The organism is Verrucomicrobiota bacterium (genome assembly GCA_021413925.1).
Lineage (GTDB): Bacteria > Verrucomicrobiota > Verrucomicrobiia > Chthoniobacterales > UBA6821 > UBA6821.
Window position 1 is genome coordinate 1 of the sequence record JAIOPL010000011.1, and the last position, 2638, is coordinate 2638.

A 2638-nucleotide genomic window follows, 5' to 3' on the forward strand; every position below is an offset into this window, starting at 1 on the left:
TAGAGCGGTTCGCAGCTGGATTGCATCTGAATAGAATATCAGTGGATTGGGGGATCACATTTCAAGGAGGTGTGTGATGCGACCCCTTTCCATCGATCTTCGAGAGCGGATTGTGGCGGCGGTTGAAGCGTGTGAACATACGCTTTGCGAGTTGGCGGAACTTTTCGCCGTCAACGTTTCGACGATTGTCCGTCTCCTCCAGCGTTATCGGAGGACCGGGTCGGTCCAACCCAAGCCCCACGCCGGCGGAACGCCGCCCAAACTGGACGCCAAATCCGTCGCTCGCCTTCTCGAACTGGTGCGGCAACAACCCGATGCGACGCTCGCGGAGTTGCGAGATCGGCTGGGCGTCGATTGTAGCGTGATGACGATCTTTCGCGTTTTGAAGCGACATCGGATCACTCGCAAGAAGAAAACCAACCGTGCCGAGGAACGAGATACTCCCCGGGTGCAAAAGCAACGGCGTGCGTTTCGCAAGAAAATGGCAACCGTGGCTTCGGATCACTTGGTTTTCGTCGACGAAACCGGCGCCACCACGGCGATGGGACGAACGTACGGTCGAGCTTCGATCGGCGAACGAGTGCAGGCGACGGCCCCCGGTGCGTGGAAGAATGTCACGCTGATCTCGGGCTTGCGGAGTTCCGGCGTGGTGGCGCCCATGGCCTTGCCGGGCGCGACGGATCGACCAGCATTCGAGACCTATGTCGAGCATGTTTTGGCGCCGGAACTTCGAGCGGGCGACGTAGTCGTGTGGGATAACCTGTCGCCACACAAAAGCGCATCGGCCATCGCCGCCATTGAAGCGGCGGGAGCACGGGTGGAACCATTGCCCGTCTATAGCCCTGACCTGTCACCGATCGAGGAGATGTTCTCCAAGATCAAGGAAGGATTGCGATCCATCGCCGCTCGGTCGATTCAGGGAGTTATTCAAGCAATGGGGACAGCCTTGAACAACGTTACCCAACACGACATCCTCGGCTGGTTCCATGACCGTTGTGAATACGCAATGCACTCGTGAACCGCTCTATGAACCGCTCTAAACCAACGAGGATGCGAGTGACGCCTCGATGCCAGTCCTTGGCCCAATCGCTTCCAGGATTCCTCATGCACGGAGCGAAGTCTTGAAATCTCTTGATCGGCCCGGCGACCATTGTTGGAAAGAAGAAAATAAACGCTAAATATTCACCCATCGAGCCTCGCTCGACTCGATTCTTGTACCGATCGACCGCGTAGTGAATGAATTCGAACGTGAAAAATGAAACGCCGAGCGGTAGAAATGCTCCTGTCCAGTGGACTGGGTTATCCCCAAAAGGAGATGCGACCAAATCGGACGCGAAGTTCCAATATTTAAATATACCTAATACGCCGACGCTAATCAAGACGCCCGCGATGCATGTCCACGAACCAGGACGGTACAGCAATCGGAACAGCGATTCCCATACGAAAATCAACAGACAAGCAGCCCCAATCCAGTCGCCGAATTGGGTATGAGAGAAATAGACAAAAAAACCGGCGCCGAAGAACGCGCAGACCCACGGCCGAATGCGCGGCGACGCGACTCGGAACAAGATGGCCGACGGCACAAGAAAGAGAAAATAGTAGGCGAACGTGTTGAAGATCACAGCAAGCCCAAGTTCCGAATTCGATCATGACGCCTCGGCGACGAGCGCCAATTCTTTCGCCGTTTTATTAATGCGACCACAACTGTCCCATTGAAAGTCGAATAACGGCAAACGCGTTATGGCTCGCACCCTTCGCGTTCGGGTCGTTTTTCCCCGATTGGGCCGAGGAACTGCAAAAGTATCGACCCAAGCCACCGTCCGCAAAATAGATGAACCCGAGTGTGTCCATATGTTCCCTATCGTCACGTGGGCGCTGCGCGCGACACGTCCCTGATGCGGGATATGACGATCGGGCTCAGCAATTCCATCGGCACAATTTACCCAATCGCCTTGTCTTCACTGCAATATGGCGTTACCGTAATGGAACGCTTCCCCGCTGCCTTTGAAAACGCGTTCTCTCGGCAATTCACGAGTCCCATCATGAGTCTCAACCACCAGGCGAACAACGCTGCGCGCCGAAGCCCCAACCTTTTCGCTCACTTACGCCGTTGGTGGCATGCGTCGCCCACGCCGATGCGGTCGCGACGAGAGCGGTTGGGGGTGGAGGAATTTGAGCCGCGGATTGTGCCGATCGTGTCGGGGACGACGATCTCGGGGGCTGTCTTTCAATCGGTCGATCTCATCAATGCGAGCCAAACGACGCCCGACGCAGGCCTGGCCGGGATAAGCGTCGTTCTCGATGGCGACACCGCCAATCCCCAGATCACCGACGCCAATGGCGCCTACACGTTCGCGAACGTCACAGCCAATCAGCAGCACACGGTCGCGGTCGTGCTGCCCGCGGGTTACTGGGGGTTCAGCGCCCAGTCGCTCAATTACACCGTCTCGCTCGGCACTCAACCGTATGCGAACTTGAACTTCGCGGTGACCGGCTCGACCCAGGCTTTGGTGCAAAATCTCTATCAGCGGGTGCTGATCCGGTCGGGCGATGTGGGAGGTTTCAACGAGTGGACGAATCTTCTCAGAACCCACGTCATGACCGGCGGACAGGTCTTCGCCAGCTTCGTCGGCTCTCA

3 protein-coding genes are annotated in these 2638 nt (G+C 56.9%); 2 read left to right on the plus strand and 1 reads right to left on the minus strand.

The genetic code is table 11. The features are described from left to right. The first annotated feature begins 76 nt into the window (after positions 1-76). On the plus strand, positions 77-1018 hold the full coding sequence (locus K8R57_05765) for an IS630 family transposase (protein ID MCE9587803.1): 942 nt from the start codon (positions 77-79) through the stop codon (positions 1016-1018). On the opposite strand, the gene K8R57_05770 is transcribed toward K8R57_05765, so the two are convergent. Further along, a complete protein-coding gene (locus tag K8R57_05770; protein MCE9587804.1) occupies positions 957-1622 on the minus strand; it encodes a hypothetical protein in 666 nt (221 codons plus the stop codon). The two genes, K8R57_05765 and K8R57_05770, sit on opposite strands and share 62 nt — an antisense overlap. Before the next feature lie 246 nt (positions 1623-1868). Between K8R57_05770 and K8R57_05775 the strand changes: the two genes are divergently transcribed. After that, the coding region (locus tag K8R57_05775) for a hypothetical protein (GenBank protein ID MCE9587805.1) at positions 1869-2638 on the plus strand (770 nt) is incomplete at its 3' end.